The 15432-nt window shown below is 67.3% G+C and carries 21 protein-coding genes; 2 read left to right on the top strand and 19 right to left on the bottom strand.

Going from position 1 to position 15432, the window contains the following annotated elements; genetic code table 11:
• Nucleotides 1–24 precede the first annotated feature (24 nt).
• Nucleotides 25–975 (top strand): DUF389 domain-containing protein, encoded by a 951-nt coding sequence (locus tag ACWGI2_RS16930; RefSeq protein ID WP_453696055.1) that lies wholly within the window; start codon nt 25–27, stop codon nt 973–975.
• On the opposite strand, the gene glmM is transcribed toward ACWGI2_RS16930, so the two are convergent.
• The 4 genes from glmM to ACWGI2_RS16910 all read right to left on the bottom strand — a co-directional run bounded on the left by glmM (nt 972) and on the right by ACWGI2_RS16910 (nt 4872).
• Entirely contained in the window at nt 972–2330 is a 1359-nt protein-coding gene (glmM, locus tag ACWGI2_RS16925) for a phosphoglucosamine mutase (protein ID WP_453397430.1), read from the bottom strand. The genes ACWGI2_RS16930 and glmM overlap by 4 nt on opposite strands.
• Nucleotides 2331–2441: 111 nt before the next feature.
• Nucleotides 2442–2963 (bottom strand): 30S ribosomal protein S9, encoded by a 522-nt coding sequence (gene rpsI, locus ACWGI2_RS16920; RefSeq protein ID WP_055548454.1) that lies wholly within the window; start codon nt 2961–2963, stop codon nt 2442–2444.
• Nucleotides 2964–3005: 42 nt separating this feature from the next.
• A complete protein-coding gene (gene rplM, locus ACWGI2_RS16915) occupies nt 3006–3449 on the bottom strand; it encodes a 50S ribosomal protein L13 (protein WP_361182318.1) in 444 nt (147 codons plus the stop codon).
• A gap of 211 nt (nt 3450–3660) precedes the next feature.
• The gene (locus ACWGI2_RS16910) at nt 3661–4872 is read right to left on the bottom strand and encodes a glycosyltransferase family 87 protein (RefSeq protein WP_453696054.1); all 1212 of its coding nucleotides are present in this window, start codon (nt 4870–4872) and stop codon (nt 3661–3663) included.
• Nucleotides 4873–4946: 74 nt separating this feature from the next.
• Here ACWGI2_RS16910 and ACWGI2_RS16905 point away from each other — a divergent pair, with 74 nt between their 5' ends.
• Nucleotides 4947–5795 (top strand): hypothetical protein, encoded by an 849-nt coding sequence (locus ACWGI2_RS16905; RefSeq protein WP_453397432.1) that lies wholly within the window; start codon nt 4947–4949, stop codon nt 5793–5795.
• Between the two features lie 30 nt (nt 5796–5825).
• Here the strand turns inward: ACWGI2_RS16905 and truA are convergent, their stop codons facing one another.
• The 15 genes from truA to rplF form a co-directional block, all read right to left on the bottom strand.
• Nucleotides 5826–6680 carry a tRNA pseudouridine(38-40) synthase TruA gene (gene truA / locus ACWGI2_RS16900; protein WP_453696052.1) on the bottom strand — a complete coding sequence of 285 codons (855 nt, stop codon included), beginning with the start codon at nt 6678–6680 and terminating at the stop codon, nt 5826–5828.
• An 81-nt stretch (nt 6681–6761) separates the two neighbouring features.
• Complete coding sequence (rplQ, locus tag ACWGI2_RS16895; RefSeq protein WP_453397434.1) at nt 6762–7259, bottom strand: 50S ribosomal protein L17; 498 nt, start codon at nt 7257–7259, stop codon at nt 6762–6764.
• Nucleotides 7260–7340: 81 nt separating this feature from the next.
• Nucleotides 7341–8363 (bottom strand): DNA-directed RNA polymerase subunit alpha, encoded by a 1023-nt coding sequence (locus ACWGI2_RS16890; RefSeq protein WP_016645160.1) that lies wholly within the window; start codon nt 8361–8363, stop codon nt 7341–7343.
• A gap of 120 nt (nt 8364–8483) precedes the next feature.
• A complete protein-coding gene (rpsK, locus tag ACWGI2_RS16885; RefSeq protein ID WP_003948617.1) occupies nt 8484–8888 on the bottom strand; it encodes a 30S ribosomal protein S11 in 405 nt (134 codons plus the stop codon).
• 62 nt (nt 8889–8950) lie between these two features.
• Nucleotides 8951–9331 carry a 30S ribosomal protein S13 gene (gene rpsM, locus ACWGI2_RS16880; RefSeq protein WP_116511038.1) on the bottom strand — a complete coding sequence of 127 codons (381 nt, stop codon included), beginning with the start codon at nt 9329–9331 and terminating at the stop codon, nt 8951–8953.
• 179 nt (nt 9332–9510) lie between these two features.
• Entirely contained in the window at nt 9511–9624 is a 114-nt protein-coding gene (rpmJ, locus tag ACWGI2_RS16875; protein WP_003948619.1) for a 50S ribosomal protein L36, read from the bottom strand.
• Nucleotides 9625–9682: 58 nt separating this feature from the next.
• Nucleotides 9683–9904 (bottom strand): translation initiation factor IF-1, encoded by a 222-nt coding sequence (gene infA / locus ACWGI2_RS16870; protein ID WP_003948620.1) that lies wholly within the window; start codon nt 9902–9904, stop codon nt 9683–9685.
• Between the two features lie 163 nt (nt 9905–10067).
• Nucleotides 10068–10904 carry a type I methionyl aminopeptidase gene (gene map / locus ACWGI2_RS16865; RefSeq protein WP_453397435.1) on the bottom strand — a complete coding sequence of 279 codons (837 nt, stop codon included), beginning with the start codon at nt 10902–10904 and terminating at the stop codon, nt 10068–10070.
• Nucleotides 10905–11025: 121 nt separating this feature from the next.
• The gene (locus tag ACWGI2_RS16860; RefSeq protein ID WP_160506671.1) at nt 11026–11679 is read right to left on the bottom strand and encodes an adenylate kinase; all 654 of its coding nucleotides are present in this window, start codon (nt 11677–11679) and stop codon (nt 11026–11028) included.
• Nucleotides 11679–12992, bottom strand: a complete 1314-nt coding sequence (gene secY, locus ACWGI2_RS16855; protein ID WP_160506670.1) for a preprotein translocase subunit SecY — start codon at nt 12990–12992, stop codon at nt 11679–11681. Before secY ends, ACWGI2_RS16860 begins: the two co-directional genes overlap by 1 nt.
• A gap of 224 nt (nt 12993–13216) precedes the next feature.
• Complete coding sequence (gene rplO, locus ACWGI2_RS16850) at nt 13217–13672, bottom strand: 50S ribosomal protein L15 (protein WP_098244248.1); 456 nt, start codon at nt 13670–13672, stop codon at nt 13217–13219.
• 1 nt (nt 13673) lies between these two features.
• Nucleotides 13674–13856, bottom strand: a complete 183-nt coding sequence (gene rpmD / locus ACWGI2_RS16845; protein ID WP_056552385.1) for a 50S ribosomal protein L30 — start codon at nt 13854–13856, stop codon at nt 13674–13676.
• Entirely contained in the window at nt 13856–14458 is a 603-nt protein-coding gene (rpsE, locus tag ACWGI2_RS16840) for a 30S ribosomal protein S5 (RefSeq protein ID WP_453397437.1), read from the bottom strand. The genes rpmD and rpsE overlap by 1 nt, the downstream gene beginning before the upstream one ends.
• 46 nt (nt 14459–14504) lie before the next feature.
• Nucleotides 14505–14888, bottom strand: coding sequence for a 50S ribosomal protein L18 (gene rplR / locus ACWGI2_RS16835; protein ID WP_363212681.1), 384 nt, complete (start codon nt 14886–14888; stop codon nt 14505–14507).
• Nucleotides 14889–14891: 3 nt separating this feature from the next.
• The gene (gene rplF / locus ACWGI2_RS16830; protein ID WP_160506667.1) at nt 14892–15431 is read right to left on the bottom strand and encodes a 50S ribosomal protein L6; all 540 of its coding nucleotides are present in this window, start codon (nt 15429–15431) and stop codon (nt 14892–14894) included.
• Nucleotide 15432: the final 1 nt, after the last annotated feature.

The following is a 15432-nucleotide window of genomic DNA, read 5'->3' as shown; positions in this document are numbered from 1 at the left end:
GGGCGCCCCGGCTACGCTGCGCGCATGCTGCATCTGCGCCTGATCACCCCGGCGGACAAGACGGACGACGTGGTGCGTCTGATCGAGAGAACGGTCGGCGCCACGCACCTGACCGTCATGCCGGGCGCGGCCCGCTCCCCCGCGGGCGACGTCGTGATGTGCGACGTCGCCCGTGAGGCGGGCGACACGCTCATCGGCGGCCTGCGCGTGCTCGGCATCGACAAGACGGGCTCGATCGCCCTGGAGAACATCGACCTGTCGCTCTCCGAGCAGGCGGACAAGGCGGAGGACGACGCGCCGGGCGAGGGCGCGGACGCGGTGCTGTGGGAGCAGCTCAGCGACGCGACCCACGAGGAGTCGACGCTCACGATCACGTACGTGGCCTTCATCACGCTCGCCACGATGATCGCGGCCTGCGGTGTGGTCCTCGACAACGCGATCCTGATCGTGGGAGCGATGGCGGTGGGCCCGGAGTTCGGCCCGCTCGCGGGGTTCTGCACCGCCCTGGTCCAGCGCGCCCCGCGGCTGGCCCTGCGCTCGCTCATCGCGATCCTGGTGGGCTTCGCGGCCGCGATGGTGGTGACGGTCGGCTTCAGCTACTTCATGGACGCGGTGAACCTGTTCAGCGACGACGCCCTGAAGTCGGAGCGCCCGAACACGAACTTCATCTACCGCCCCGACTGGTTCTCGTTCGTCGTGGCCGTCCTCGCGGGCGCGGCGGGCACGCTCTCGCTCACCTCGGCCAAGTCGGGTGCGCTGGTGGGCGTGGCGATCTCGGTGACGACGGTCCCGGCCGCGGCGAACGCCGCCGTCGCCTTCAGCTACGACGAGTACAAGCAGGCGTGGGGCTCCACCGAGCAGCTCCTGCTCAACCTGCTCGGCATCGTCCTTGCCGGCACCCTCACACTGCTGGCCCAGAAGATTCTCTGGGCCAGGCAGCATGAACGTACGGCCGGAAAGGCCCGGCTGACCTAGCCCAGCGCGGACTTCACGACATCGGCGAGGCGGCCGGCCACGGACCGGGCCTGGTCGATGTCGGCGGCCTCGACCATGACGCGCACCAGCGGCTCCGTGCCGGACGAGCGCAGCAACACCCGCCCGGTGGCGCCCAGTTCACGCTCGGCCTCGGCGACGGCGGCCGTCAGCTCGGCGGATGTCGTGACGCGCGACTTGTCGACGTCGGGCACGTTGATCAGGACCTGCGGAAGCCGCTGCATGACCCCGGCGAGCTCCGCGAGGCTGCGCTTGGTCTCGGCGACGCGTGCCGCGAGCAGAAGCCCCGTCAGGGTGCCGTCGCCCGTGGTCGCGTGGTCGAGGACGATCACGTGCCCGGACTGCTCGCCGCCGAGGGCGAAGCCGTGCTCCTTCATCGACTCCAGGACATAGCGGTCGCCGACGGCCGTCTGCACGAGGGAGAGGCCCTCGCGCTCCATGGCGAGCTTGAAGCCGAGGTTCGACATGACCGTCGCGACAACGGTGTCCTCGCGCAGCGTGCCGTGCTCCCGCATGGCGAGCGCGAGGACGGCGAGGATCTGGTCCCCGTCGACCTCGGCGCCCGTGTGGTCCACGGCGAGGCAGCGGTCGGCGTCGCCGTCGTGCGCGACACCGAGGTCGGCGCCGTGCTCGACGACGGCGGCCTTGAGCAGGTCCAGGTGCGTGGACCCGCAGCCGTCGTTGATGTTCAGGCCGTCCGGCTTGGCGCCGATCGTGATGATCTCGGCACCGGCGCGGGCGAACGCCTCGGGCGAGACGCGGGCGGCCGCGCCGTGCGCCTCGTCGAGGACGATCTTCAGTCCGTCGAGGCGGTTGGGGAGCACACCGAGGAGATGCGCCACGTACTGATCGAGGCCCTGGTCGTACGTCCGCACGCGGCCGACGCCCGCGCCCGTGGGGCGCTGCCAGGGGGCACCGGTGCGGTGCTCCTCGTACACGGACTCGATGCGCTCCTCCAGCTCGTCGGCCAGCTTCTGGCCGCCGCGCGCGAAGAACTTGATGCCGTTGTCCGGCATGGCGTTGTGGCTCGCGGAGAGCATCACGCCGAGGTCGGCGCCCAGCGCACCGGTGAGATGCGCCACCGCGGGGGTGGGCAGCACACCGACGAGCTGGACGTCCACGCCCGCGCTCGCGAGACCGGCGACCACCGCGGCCTCCAGGAACTCCCCTGACGCGCGGGGGTCCCGCCCGACCACCGCGACCGGCCGATGGCCCTCGAACGTGCCCACTTCGCCGAGCACATGAGCCGCCGCCACGGAGAGCCCGAGCGCGAGCTCGGCCGTCAGATCCGCGTTGGCGACACCGCGCACGCCGTCCGTGCCGAAGAGTCGTCCCACTGCTGTCCTCCTCCGGACTTCTGCCCCGGGGATCACCGGGGTCCCGATAAACGAACGCCCCGGCAGCACACAACGTGCCGCCGGGGCGAACGAAAAGTACAAGCAGGCAGATTAGCGCTTGCTGTACTGCGGAGCCTTGCGGGCCTTCTTGAGACCGGCCTTCTTGCGCTCGACCGCACGGTCGTCACGCTTGAGGTAACCGGCCTTCTTGAGGGCCGCGCGGTTGTTGTCGACGTCGGCCTCGTTCAGCGCACGGGCGACACCGAGACGGAGCGCACCGGCCTGGCCGGAGACGCCGCCACCCGAGATGCGGGCGATGACGTCGTAGCGGTCGTCGAGCTCGAGCACCTTGAAGGGCTCGTTGACTTCCTGCTGGTGGACCTTGTTCGGGAAGTAGTCCTCGAGCGTGCGCCCGTTGACCTTCCACTTGCCGGTGCCCGGGACGATCCGGACGCGGGCGATGGCGTTCTTGCGACGGCCCAGGCCGGCGGCCGGCTGCGGGTCGCCGAAGCGCGCGGCGTTCGACTCCGAGGTGTACTCGCCCTCGACGGGCGCCTCGGACTCGGTGGTGTACTGCTCTACGTCAACAACCTCGGTCTCTTCGACCGGCTGCTCAACGGTGGTCTCGGCCACGATTCTCCTCAGATTTCTTTACGTCTTTGGGGGTGGCCGGAACTACTGCGCGACCTGGGTGATCTCGAACGGGACCGGCTGCTGAGCGCCGTGCGGGTGCTGGTCGCCCGCGTAGACCTTCAGCTTCGAGAGCATCTGACGGCCCAGGGTGTTCTTGGGGATCATGCCCTTGATGGCCTTCTCGACGGCCTTCTCGGGGTTCTTCTCCAGAAGCTCGTCGTAGCGGACGGAGCGCAGACCACCCGGGTAGCCGGAGTGGCGGTACGCCATCTTCTGGGTCTTCTTGTTGCCGGACAGGTGAACCTTGTCGGCGTTGATGATGATGACGAAGTCGCCCATGTCCATGTGGGGGGCGTAGATCGCCTTGTGCTTGCCCCGCAGGAGGTTGGCGGCAGTGGTCGCCAGACGGCCCAGGACGATGTCCTGAGCGTCAATGACGTGCCACTGGCGGGTCACATCGCCGGGCTTAGGGCTGTACGTACGCACTTCGTAGCCTTCGCTTCTTCAGTGGATGGGGTCCAGACACACGGCACCCAGGAAGCGATCATGCAGCTGGGGCTCACAATGCCGGGGACGCTGCCCGTATGCGAGCCACTGGTAACTGCTCCAGGGAACCTACGTATGTGCCCATCGCGTGAGAACGACGACACCAATACGCATAACAATCCACGAGAGTACCCGCGCCGCCCCGTACGGGTCAAAACGCGGACCTGGAGACCGGCACAGCCGACTCCGCCGCCTCAGGCGGTTCTGCGCCATCCAAGGTAACCGCCCTCGGCCGCAGACAGGACCGGCCGACCGTGAAGGCCAGCACACACAGCGTTACGGAGTCCTTGAAGGCCCGCCGGGTGCCGGGTTCGAGCCAGGGCCAGGTGAACCCCGGGATCTGCGGGACGAGCGCCAGCCAGAACCACTTCTCCCGGGTCGCCGCCCCGGGCACGAGCGCCCCCGCGAGCAGCAGCGGCACGACGACGAGCAGATAGTGGTCGTACGACGGCCTGGACACCAGGAAGGCCGCCAGCATCAGCATCACGGCCGTCTCCACCACCCGCAGCTCCCGCGGCCCCTCACCGCCCCGCCAGCGCCGCCACGCACACCACACTCCCGCTCCCGCGGCCACGAGGGCGAGCAGCGAAGCCGCCCCCTGCGGCACCCCCAGCCGCGGCAGAACAGCGGCGGGCGAAGCCTCGTAGAGCCGTACGAAGCTGTCGTCGCCCCGCAGCAGGAACGGCAGCGTCCGCGTGAAGAACCCCGCGGGGTCCGGCATCGCGAGCGCCGTCACCGCCGAAACCACCGCCGGCACGAGCACCGCGTCCGCGAGCGCCCGCCACCGCCGCGCGAAGACGAAGAGCAGCACCACGGGCGCGAGCAGCGGCTTCACGGCGACGGCGGCCCCGATCACCAGGCCCGCGGCCACCCACTTCCCCCGGCACGCGAGGAGCAGCGCGAGCGGCAGCGCGGCGGCCGACGCCACGGTCCAGTTGCCGAGGCTGACGAGGTGCCCGAACGGCGCGAACCCCACGGCGAGGGCCAGCAGCCCGAGGACCGCGAACCGGCTGCGCCACTGCACCCCGTAGATCCGCAGCGCGCACCCCCACCCGAAGACGAGCGAGGCCGTGACCCCCGCGGGGACGAGGAAGCGCACGACGGACTGCGGGAGCAGCGCCTGCGGCACCGCGGCGAGCACGGCACCCGGCAGATAGAGGAAGTGCCGGTCGGCATAGGGCGAACGCCCCTCCAGCCAGGCCTCGGCCGCCCGCACCACGATGGCGTTGTCCATGCCTCCGCCCGAGCTCTTCAGCCCCACCCGGACGACCGCGGCGAGCAGCACGGCCCCGAGCGCCGCCCAGGCGTGCCAGGTCACCGGCCGCAGCACCCACCCGCTAACAGCTACTTTGCCCGTATTCATAGGGATCAGGCTAGGTCGGGCGCCCCCCCCGGCCCCCGCTCAACATCCCCAACTCCCCGTCTAAGATGCGGCGCATGAGCTTTGGGCAAGGGGGACCTCAGTGGGGTCCAGGGGATTCACAGACCCCTGACTGGGCGGCGCTCGCCGAGGCGTCCGAATCGCGCACCCGGCGCCGCAAATGGCTGATGATCGGCGGCGGCGCGCTCGCCACCGTCGTGGTCGCGGCCGCCGTCGCCGTCGCGGTCGTCTCCGCGAACAGCGACAACACCTCCGCGTCGAACAAACCGGCGAGCGAGCTGCCTTCGACCGCGGACATCCCCGGCGCGAGCGAGAATCCCGGCCCGTCCTTCGAGGAGACGACGCCGCCGCCCCCGCCGGACCCCAAGGAGTTCATCTCCAGCGCCAAGAAGGACAAGGCGCCGCTCAGCGCCGACACGCTCTTCCCCGGCAAGTCGCTGACCTCGGGCGACCGCGTCTACAAGAAGGGCGCCACCAGCGGCACGAAGAAGTGCGCGAGCGTCACCCAGGCCAAGCTCGGCGCGATCCTCACCAAGAACGACTGCACGCAGCTCTTCCGCGCCAGCTACGTGAAGGACAACATCGCCGTGACGGTCGGCGTCGCCGTCTTCGACACGGCGGCCCAGGCCGCCAAGGTCAACGAAGAGGCGAAGGAAGGCCTGGTCGTCGCCCTGCCCGGCAAGGGCGTGCCCGCCTTCTGCCGTACGGCGGTCTGCCGCGGCACCTACAACGCCCACGGCCGCTACGCCTACTTCACGACGTCCGGCTTCACCAGCGACAAGGACGTCACGACCAAGGAGCGCAAGGTCTACACGGTCGGCGACGACCTGGCCCGCTTCGCCTTCGGCCAGATCCAGCGGCGGGGCGAAGCCCAGGCTTCCGCCGCGGCCAACGCCCCGCAGTAGACCGGCAGTCCGGGTTCCGGCAGCCGGGGCTCAGCAGCACCCGGCGCCGGGCAACGTCCGCTTGTTGCGCGCTTCCTTGCTGCGCGCGGCGAGCAACTCGTCGGCGGGGTAACCGACTTCCTCAAGGGTCAGCCCGTGCGGCCGTACGACATGCACGGCGGAGTCACGCACCCCGGCGGCCAGCACCTTGGCGGGCCACTCCACGGGCCGATGCCCGTCGCCCACGAACAACATGGCACCGACGAGCGAACGCACCATGTTGTGACAGAAGGCATCGGCCCGCACGGTCGCTTCGAGGATCCCGTCCGGCCGCCGCTCCCACCGCAGTTCCTGGAGCGTACGAATGGTGGTGGCACCCTCGCGCCGCTTGCAGTAGGCAGCGAAATCATGCTCACCGAGAAGCTTCTCGGCAGCGGTGTTCATGGCATCGAGATCCAACTCCCAGTCGTGCCACAGCACATGACTGCGCAACAGCGGATCGACGCCGCCCGGGTGATCGGTCACGCGATAGGCGTAGCGCCGCCACACGGCCGCGAACCGGGCGTTGAAGCCCGCAGGGGCCTCGGCCACCTTCCAGACCCGCACGTCGTGCGGCAGCCGCCCGGCAAGCCTGCGCAGCAGCTTGTCACTGTGCTCGGCCCACACGCTCTCCGGCAGATCGACATGAGCGACCTGCCCCCGCGCGTGCACCCCGCTGTCGGTCCGCCCGGCGACGGTCAGCTCGTACGTCTCCTGCGACCGCGTCACGGTCCGCAGCGCGGACTCGATCTCCCCCTGGACGGTCCGCTGCCCCTGCCGCTGCTTCGCCCAGCCGGAGAAGTCCTTGCCGTCGTACGAAAGGTCGAGCCGCACCCGCACGAACCCGGGCTCTACTTCATCACTCACACCAACAATCCTCTCAGCACCAGGTACACGCGAAAGCGGGCCCGCCCCGAAGGGCGGACCCGCTCACAGCAAGGCAGAGCCTCAGGCGTCCTTGGACTCCTCGGCAGCGTCCTCAGCCGGCTTCGCGTCCTCGACGGGCGCGTCGTCCTTCTTGAGGGCGTCTTCCTTGACGGCACGCTTGGTGGCCGCCTCGGCCTCACCGGTGGCCTCCTGGGCCACGGTCAGGGCCTCCACCAGCTCGATGACAGCCATGGGCGCGTTGTCGCCACGGCGGTTACCGATCTTGGTGATACGGGTGTAGCCACCCGGGCGGTTCTCGTAGCGCGGGCCGATCTCCGTGAAGAGCGTGTGCACGATGCTCTTGTCGGTGATGACGGACAGCACCTGGCGGCGGTTGTGAAGGTCACCCTTCTTCGCCTTGGTGACCAGACGCTCCGCGTAGGGACGCAGACGACGGGCCTTCGCCTCGGTGGTGGTGATGCGGCCGTACTCGAAGAGCTGCTTGGCGAGGTTCGCAAGCAGAAGCTTCTCGTGCGCGGCGCTGCCGCCCAGACGGGCACCCTTGGTGGGCTTCGGCATGGTGTTTCTCCTAGTGATCTGCCCCGGCCGTATCAGGTACCGGGGACAGGGCCCCGAGGGCGGACGCCCCCGGGCAGTTCATCAGTACTGCTCGGTCTCGACGAACCCGGCGTCAGCGTCGTCGTCGGCGCCAAAGGCGTCGGCGGCGGCGGTCGGGTCGAAGCCGGGAGGCGAGTCCTTCAGCGCAAGGCCCATGCCATTGAGCTTCATCTTGACCTCGTCGATCGACTTCGCACCGAAGTTGCGAATGTCGAGCAGGTCCGCCTCGGAGCGGGCCACGAGCTCACCCACGGAGTGGATGCCCTCGCGCTTGAGGCAGTTGTACGACCGAACGGTGAGCTCCAGCTCCTCGATCGGCAGGGCGAGATCAGCGGCAAGGGCGGCGTCCGTCGGGGACGGGCCCATGTCGATGCCCTCGGCGTCGATGTTGAGCTCACGGGCCAGGCCGAAGAGCTCGACCAGCGTCTTACCGGCAGACGCCATGGCGTCACGCGGACGCATGGCCTGCTTGGTCTCGACGTCGACGATCAGCTTGTCGAAGTCGGTGCGCTGCTCGACACGCGTGGCCTCGACCTTGTACGTGACCTTCAGGACCGGCGAGTAGATGGAGTCGACCGGAATACGACCGATCTCCTGGCCCACCTGCTTGTTCTGAACGGCGGAGACGTAGCCGCGACCGCGCTCGACGGTCAGCTCCATCTCCAGCTTGCCCTTGCCGTTGAGCGTGGCGAGGACCAGGTCGGGGTTGTGCACCTCGACACCGGCCGGCGGGGCGATGTCAGCGGCGGTGACGAGACCCGGGCCCTGCTTGCGCAGGTACATCACGACAGGCTCATCGTGCTCACTGCTCACGACGAGCTGCTTGATGTTGAGGATGAGGTCGGTGACGTCTTCCTTGACGCCCGGCACGGTGGTGAACTCGTGCAGGACACCGTCGATGCGGATGGACGTGACAGCCGCACCCGGGATCGAGGAGAGAAGGGTCCGACGCAGGGAGTTGCCGAGGGTGTAACCGAAGCCCGGCTCCAGCGGCTCGATCACGAACCGGGAGCGGAATTCGTCGACGACCTCTTCGGTCAACGAGGGACGCTGAGCGATCAGCATGAAGTGTTTCCTTCAGTCATGGACACCCACTATTTGATGTCCTTGAGTGCTACAAGGGTACGGGCGGTACGGCTCCGGAGAGCCGCACCGCCCGAAAATCCCTGAGTCAAGCGACGTGCGTCAGACGCGACGGCGCTTGGGGGGACGGCAGCCGTTGTGCGGCGTGGGGGTGACGTCCTGGATCGAGCCGACCTCAAGACCGGTCGCCTGAAGCGAACGGATGGCGGTCTCGCGACCCGAACCCGGGCCCTTCACGAAGACGTCAACCTTGCGCATGCCGTGCTCCTGGGCGCGACGCGCGGCCGACTCGGCGGCCATCTGCGCGGCGAACGGAGTCGACTTGCGCGAGCCCTTGAAGCCGACGTGGCCGGCGGAGGCCCAGCTGATCACGTTGCCCGTGGGGTCCGTGATCGAGACGATGGTGTTGTTGAACGTGCTCTTGATGTGGGCGTGCCCGTGAGCGACGTTCTTCTTTTCCTTGCGGCGCACCTTCTTGGCAGCGCCCTGACGACCCTTGGGGGGCATCTATTAACTCCTACGCGAGGTGGTCGGTCCTGCAGCGACAGCTGTCGATCGACCGCTGAGGACTACTTCTTGCCCGGCTTCTTCTTACCGGCGATGGCGCGACGCGGGCCCTTACGGGTGCGGGCGTTGGTGCTGGTGCGCTGACCGCGGACGGGCAGGCCACGACGGTGACGAAGACCCTGGTAGCAACCGATCTCGACCTTGCGGCGGATGTCGGCCTGGATCTCGCGACGGAGGTCACCCTCGGTCTGGATGTTGGCGTCCACGTACTCGCGGATCTTGATCAGGTCCTCTTCGGACAGATCACGAACACGGGTGTTGCGGTCCACACCGGTGGCGTCCAGCGTCTGCTGGGACAGCGTGCGGCCAATGCCGAACACGTACGTGAGGGCAACCTCAACACGCTTATCGCGCGGGAGGTCAACACCTTCAAGGCGTGCCATTCAAGGCTCCTGTTGATTTTCGGAGGTCTTCAGCAGGACCGGTCCCAGGTGCCGTACGAGGTACATCCTGGGTCCCCGGCCTCCGACCGGGGGTGTCGCCCTCCATCACTGAAGAGGGACGGGTCCTGCACATGTGCTTTACGTGCGTCGCGCGAAAATCTGCGAACTGCAGTCGTGCGTCAGCCCTGGCGCTGCTTGTGGCGCGGGTTGTCGCAGATGATCATGACCCGGCCGTGACGGCGGATCACCCTGCACTTGTCGCAGATCTTCTTGACGCTCGGCTTGACCTTCATTGGGTGAGGTTCTCCGGGTCAGTGCCATCACCCCACGTGAATGGGGTGCGGGCAAGATCTACTTGTACCGGTAGACGATCCGGCCACGCGTCAGGTCGTACGGAGACAGCTCCACCACGACCCGGTCGTCAGGGAGGATGCGGATGTAGTGCATACGCATCTTGCCGCTGATGTGTGCCAGGACCTGGTGGCCGTTCTGGAGCTCAACCTTGAACATGGCGTTCGGAAGAGACTCAACGACAGTGCCCTCGATCTCGATGGCACCTTGCTTCTTGGCCACGCTTTGCCCTTCGAATCGACTACCTTGATCGACTTCGTACTGCCGCATGCAGGCACACGGATGCACGAGAGCCGACGAGTCAGTCTACGTCAGGCACCCCGGAAAGACGAATCGAGGAAGTCTGCCCCACGCTCAAGATCCTTAAGCAACGGCACGAAGAGCCTCAGCCCAGCGGATCGGGCGCGACCGTAACCCCGTACTCGGCAAGCTTCGCCCGCCCGCAGTCAGGAGCCGTGAGAACAAGCGGCCCCTCCTCCGTGAGAGCGATCGTGTGCTCCCAGTGCGAAGACCAGGTCCCGTCAGTAGTGATGACGGTCCAGTCGTCCTCCAGGACCTCCGTGCGGGGCGTGCCGAGGGAGACCATGGGCTCGATGGCCAGGCAGAGGCCGGGGACCAGCTTGGGGCCCTTGCCGCGGCGGCGCTCGACGTAGTTCAGGACGTGCGGGTCCATGTGCATCTCGGTGCCGATGCCGTGGCCGCCGTAGTCCTCGACGATGCCGTACTTGCCGCCGCCGGGCTTCGGCTGGCGGCGGATGTACGTCTCGACCGCGCGGGAGATGTCGACGAGCCGGTTGCCCTGCTTCATGGCGGCCAGACCGGCCCACATCGACTCCTCGGTCACCCGGGAGAGCTCGACCAGCTCCGGGGCGTGACCGGTGCCCACGAACGCGGTGTACGCCGCGTCGCCGTGCCAGCCGTCGATGATGGCGCCCGCGTCGATCGAGATGATGTCGCCGTCCTTCAGGACGGTCTTGTCGTCCGGGATGCCGTGCACGACGACCTCGTTGACCGAGGTGCAGATCGTCGCGGGGAAGCCGCCGTACCCGAGGAAGTTCGACTTCGCGCCGTGTTCGGCGATCACCTTGCGGGCGACGTCGTCCAGGTCCTTCGTGGTGGCACCCGGCACCGCCGCCTCGCGCGTCGCGGCGTGGATGGCGGCGACGACAAGGCCCGCCTCACGCATCTTCGCGATCTGCTCGGGGGTCTTGATCTGCACCATGGGGCTTCCGCTCTCCGTCATCCGTCCGACAACCGGCTACGCACGTAACCGCTACGTACACAACACTACGGCCGCGGTCCCCCGAGGGGCACCGCGGCCGAGACAGCGTACTGGCTACGTGCTACTTGTCGCCCTTGAGGGCGTCCATCGCGCGCTTCGTGACCTCGTCCACCTTGCCGAGCGCGGAGATCGTGACCACCAGGCCCTGAGCCTTGTAGTGGTCGATGATCGGCTCGGTCTCGCGGTGGTACACGTCGAGACGCTTGCGCACGGTCTCTTCCTGGTCGTCACCGCGCTGGTAGAGCTCGCCGCCGCAGACGTCACAGACACCCTCGGTCTTCGGCTTGCTGTACGTCACGTGGAAGACGTGGCTGGAATCGTTCCGGCAGATGCGGCGGCCGGCGATGCGCTTGACCACCTCGTCCTCGGGGACCTCGAGGTCGAGCACCGCGTCGAGCTTCTGGCCGTCCGCCTTGAGCGACTCGTCCAGGGCCTCGGCCTGCGACACGTTCCGCGGGAAGCCGTCGAGCAGGAAGCCGTTCTCGGCGTCCGGCTGCGTCATGCGGTCGTGGGCCATGCCGATGGTGACCTCGTCGGGGACGAGGTTGCCGGCGTCCATGAAGGCCTTCGCCTGCTTGCCCAGCTCCGTGCCCTGGCTGATGTTGGCGCGGAACAGGTCGCCCGTGGAGATGTGCGGAATCTTCAGGTTCTTGGCGAGGAACGCGGCCTGCGTTCCCTTGCCCGCACCGGGCGGCCCGACGAGGACGATTCGCATCAGCGGAGGAACCCTTCGTAATTGCGCTGCTGGAGCTGGCTCTCGATCTGCTTCACGGTCTCCAGACCCACACCCACGATGATCAGGATGCTTGTCCCGCCGAACGGGAAGTTCTGGTTCGCGCCGAAGCCCACCAACGCCATCGTCGGTACGAGAGCGATCAGACCCAGATACAGCGAGCCCGGCCACGTGATCCGGTTGAGTACGTAGCTCAAGTACTCAGCGGTCGGACGGCCAGCCCGGATGCCCGGGATGAAGCCACCATACTTCTTCATGTTGTCCGCGACTTCCTCGGGGTTGAACGAGATAGCCACGTAGAAGAAGGCGAAGAACACGATCAACAAGAAGTACGTCGCGATGTAAATCGGGTGGTCGCCCTTGGTCAGGTTCGCCTCGATCCACTGCTTCCACCCGGAGTTGCCACCCGCGAACTGGGCGACGAGAGCGGGGATATAGAGCAGCGAAGAGGCGAAGATCACAGGGATGATGCCCGCCTGATTGACCTTCAGCGGAATGTACGTCGACGTACCGCCGTAGGACCGGCGGCCGATCATGCGCTTCGCGTACTGGACCGGAATGCGGCGCTGAGCCTGCTCCACGAAGACGACCAGGCCGACCATGACGAGCCCGACCGCGATGACGGTGCCGAACTCGATCCAGCCGTCGGCCAGCGAGCCCTGCTTCTTGATCGCCCACAGGGCGCTCGGGAAGGTCGCGGCGATCGAGATGAACATCAGGATCGACATGCCGTTGCCGATGCCGCGGTCGGTGATCAGCTCACCGAGCCACATGACGCAGGCCGTGCCCGCGGTCATCGTGATGACCATGGTGACGGTCACGAAGATGGACTGGTCCGGCACGATCTCGGTGGCGACGGGACAGCCGGAGAACAGCGAGCCCGTGCGTGCGGTGGCCACGAGGCCGGTGCCCTGGAGGATCGCGAGCGCGACGGTGAGATAACGCGTGTACTGCGTGATCTTCGCCGTGCCGGCCTGGCCCTCCTTCTTGAGCGCCTCGAGCCGCGGGATCACCACGGTCAGCAGCTGCAGGATGATGCTCGCCGTGATGTACGGCATGATGCCGAGCGCGAAGATCGTGATCTGCAGCAGCGCCCCGCCACTCATCATGTTGACCAGACCGAACAACCCCTGGTTGGAGTTGGCCTGGTCCATACATACCTGGACGTTCTTATAGCTCACGCCCGGGATCGGAATGTGCGTTCCGAGCCGGTAGATCACGATGATGCCGAGAGTGAAGAGCAGCTTCTTGCGCAGGTCGGGCGTCTTGAACGCCCGGGCGAACGCGGTGAGCACGGTGCCTCCTGCGACCCCCGCGCGCGTGCGTCAGAGGTAGTGGTCTGAGGAATGACGAATACGTATCAGTCACAAAAACCGCACGGGCAGACCGCACGGAGCTTAGACAGTGCACGCCACCTTACCGGCGACCGTGCCCCCCTAGGAACGACCAACCGGGGATGCCCCTTTTGTGGGGCATCCCCGGCTGGGAATCGCTCAAGTCATCGAGTGGCCTGAAGAATTCAGACGAGCTCGGTGACGGTACCGCCGGCGGCGGTGATCTTCTCCTTGGCGGAGCCGGAGACGGCGTCAACCGTCACCTGCAGCGCCACGGTGACCTCACCCTGGCCGAGGACCTTGACGAGGCTGTTCTTGCGAACCGCACCCTTGGCCACGAGGGCCTCGACGGTGACCTCGCCACCCTCGGGGAACAGCGCGCTCAGCTTGTCGAGGTTCACGACCTGGAACTCGGTCTTGAACGGGTTCTTGAAGCCCTTGAGCTTCGGGAGACGCATGTGGAGGGGCATCTGCCCGCCCTCGAAGCGCTCCGGAACCTGGTAACGGGCCTTGGTGCCCTTGGTACCACGACCAGCGGTCTTACCCTTGGACGCCTCACCACGACCCACACGGGTCTTGGCGGTCTTGGCGCCCGGGGCGGGCCGGAGGTTGTGGACCTTCAGCGGGTTCTGCTCCGCCATGTCAGTCGACCTCCTCAACCGTCACGAGGTGGCGGACGGTGTGCACCATTCCGCGGAACTCGGGGCGGTCTTCCTTGACAACCACGTCGTTGACCCGCTTGAGGCCAAGCGAACGCAGCGTGTCGCGGTGGTTCTGCTTGCTGCCGATGTACGACTTCGTCTGCGTGACCTTGAGGCGAGCCATTACGCACCCGCCCCGGCACGTGCACGAAGCAGGGCCGCGGGGGCCACGTCCTCGAGGGGCAGACCACGGCGAGCCGCGATCTCCTCGGGACGCTGCAGGCCCTTGAGGGCCGACACAGTCGCGTGCACGATGTTGATCGCGTTCGACGAACCGAGCGACTTCGACAGGATGTCGTGAACGCCGGCGCACTCGAGCACAGCACGCACCGGGCCACCGGCGATAACGCCGGTACCGGGGGAAGCAGGCTTGAGCAGGACGACGCCCGCGGCCTTCTCGCCCGTGATCGGGTGCGGGATGGTGCCCTGGATACGGGGGACCTTGAAGAAGTGCTTCTTGGCCTCCTCAACACCCTTGGCGATGGCGGCCGGCACCTCCTTGGCCTTGCCGTAACCGACACCTACGGTGCCGTCACCGTCGCCCACCACGACCAGCGCGGTGAAGCTGAAGCGACGACCACCCTTGACAACCTTGGCGACACGGTTGATCGCGACAACGCGCTCAACGTATGCGGTCTTCTCGGCGGCAGCGCCACCGTCGCGACCCTTCCGGTCCCGCCGCTCGCCGCCACCGGCACCGCTCCCGCGGCGCTGGGGTCCAGCCATTGGAATTACCTCTCTCTGTTACGTCCGCTAGCTCCGGAACCGGGGCTTAGAACTTCAGCCCGGCTTCGCGGGCGGCGTCCGCCAGAGCGGCAATGCGCCCGGCGTACTTGTTGCCACCGCGGTCGAACACGACGGCCTCGACACCCGCAGCCTTGGCACGCTCGGCAACGAGCGCGCCGACCTGCTTGGCCTGCGCAGACTTGTCGGCCTCGCCACCGCGGATCGTCGCGTCCAGGGTCGACGCCGACGCAAGGGTGTGACCCTTGAGGTCGTCGATGACCTGAGCAACGATGTTGCGGTTCGAGCGAGTCACGACGAGGCGCGGACGCTCCGCCGTACCCGACACGTGCTTGCGGATCCGGATGTGGCGGCGAGCCTTGGCGGCACGCTTGTAAGCGTCACCCTTGGCGATCTTTACACCGTATGCCATGGCTTACTTACCTGCCTTTCCGACCTTGCGGCGGATGACTTCGCCCTCGTACTTGACACCCTTGGCCTTGTACGGGTCGGGCTTGCGCAGCTTGCGGATGTTGGCCGCAACCTCGCCGACCTTCTGCTTGTCGATGCCCTCGACCGAAAGCTTGGTCGCGGACTCCACCTTGAAGGTGATGCCCTCGGGCGCCTCGACCAGGATCGGGTGGCTGTAGCCCAGCGAGAACTCCAGGTTGGAGCCCTTCGCGAGGACGCGGTAACCGACACCGCTGATCTCGAGCTTCTTCACGTAACCCGTGGTCACGCCGGTGATCATGTTCGCCACCAGCGTGCGGGACAGGCCGTGCAGGGCCTTGTTCTGACGCTCGTCGTTCGGGCGGGTGACGTTCAGGACGCCGTCCTCACCCTTAGCGATGTCGATCGGCGCGACGACGGTGTGGGAAAGGGAGCCCTTGGGACCCTTAACCGAGACCGTCCGGCCGTCGATGGTGACGTCCACGCCGGCGGGAACCGTGATGGGGAGCTTGCCAATACGCGACATT

This window comes from Streptomyces sp. NPDC054866, from assembly GCF_053610745.1.
This window is presented reverse-complemented; position numbering and strand designations above follow the sequence as displayed.

Bases quoted from the DNA above. Each gene is read 5' to 3' on its own strand.
- ACWGI2_RS16930 (WP_453696055.1), top strand. From the start codon at position 25: ATGCTGCATCTGCGCCTGATCACCCCGGCGGACAAGACGGACGACGTG.
- ACWGI2_RS16910 (WP_453696054.1), bottom strand. From the start codon at position 4,872: ATGAATACGGGCAAAGTAGCTGTTAGCGGGTGGGTGCTGCGGCCGGTG.
- ACWGI2_RS16905 (WP_453397432.1), top strand. From the start codon at position 4,947: ATGAGCTTTGGGCAAGGGGGACCTCAGTGGGGTCCAGGGGATTCACAG.
- rplQ (WP_453397434.1), bottom strand. From the start codon at position 7,259: ATGCCGAAGCCCACCAAGGGTGCCCGTCTGGGCGGCAGCGCCGCGCAC.
- ACWGI2_RS16890 (WP_016645160.1), bottom strand. From the start codon at position 8,363: ATGCTGATCGCTCAGCGTCCCTCGTTGACCGAAGAGGTCGTCGACGAA.
- rpsK (WP_003948617.1), bottom strand. From the start codon at position 8,888: ATGCCCCCCAAGGGTCGTCAGGGCGCTGCCAAGAAGGTGCGCCGCAAG.
- rpsM (WP_116511038.1), bottom strand. From the start codon at position 9,331: ATGGCACGCCTTGAAGGTGTTGACCTCCCGCGCGATAAGCGTGTTGAG.
- rpmJ (WP_003948619.1), bottom strand. From the start codon at position 9,624: ATGAAGGTCAAGCCGAGCGTCAAGAAGATCTGCGACAAGTGCAGGGTG.
- map (WP_453397435.1), bottom strand. From the start codon at position 10,904: ATGGTGCAGATCAAGACCCCCGAGCAGATCGCGAAGATGCGTGAGGCG.
- ACWGI2_RS16860 (WP_160506671.1), bottom strand. From the start codon at position 11,679: ATGCGAATCGTCCTCGTCGGGCCGCCCGGTGCGGGCAAGGGAACGCAG.
- rplO (WP_098244248.1), bottom strand. From the start codon at position 13,672: ATGGCGGAGCAGAACCCGCTGAAGGTCCACAACCTCCGGCCCGCCCCG.
- rpmD (WP_056552385.1), bottom strand. From the start codon at position 13,856: ATGGCTCGCCTCAAGGTCACGCAGACGAAGTCGTACATCGGCAGCAAG.
- rpsE (WP_453397437.1), bottom strand. From the start codon at position 14,458: ATGGCTGGACCCCAGCGCCGCGGGAGCGGTGCCGGTGGCGGCGAGCGG.
- rplR (WP_363212681.1), bottom strand. From the start codon at position 14,888: ATGGCATACGGTGTAAAGATCGCCAAGGGTGACGCTTACAAGCGTGCC.
- rplF (WP_160506667.1), bottom strand. From the start codon at position 15,431: ATGTCGCGTATTGGCAAGCTCCCCATCACGGTTCCCGCCGGCGTGGAC.